The sequence below is a fragment of the Pseudomonas sp. 2822-17 genome, assembly GCF_002742485.1.
In the GTDB taxonomy this organism is placed as follows: domain Bacteria; phylum Pseudomonadota; class Gammaproteobacteria; order Pseudomonadales; family Pseudomonadaceae; genus Aquipseudomonas; species Aquipseudomonas cyclaminis.
Genome location: NZ_LJRZ01000145.1, coordinates 1 through 307, shown reverse-complemented (window position 1 = coordinate 307; position 307 = coordinate 1). Strand labels below are relative to the sequence as shown.

General features: G+C 33.9%; 1 protein-coding gene. It reads left to right on the top strand.

What is annotated here, in order from left to right:
- Positions 1-103: 103 nt before the first annotated feature.
- Positions 104-307, top strand: a 204-nt coding sequence (locus AOA60_RS01300; RefSeq protein WP_143522320.1) for a hypothetical protein, incomplete at its 3' end; no start/stop codon positions are given.

The following is a 307-nucleotide window of genomic DNA, read 5'->3' as shown; positions in this document are numbered from 1 at the left end:
GAATAATGTATTCACAGAGGAACAAGTTATTCAACTAAAAAAACAGTTTTTTAATGATATCGATTATATTTTTCCGGCAGGCAAATATTATCAGGGGTAACTTATGCAAGTATCCTTTCTCATTCATAGTAAAAACACTGAAGAGCATTTTTTAGAAGAAGTAGTGGAAACGATTAAAGGGGAATTTCCAGACACTGCGGTAACAGTTCTATTTGCAACCATCGAGGATGAGCACTTCATAACTGAATATGCTATTGGATACTACAATGAAAAGGTTCACATTCAATATTTAGATGGACTTCGTCAC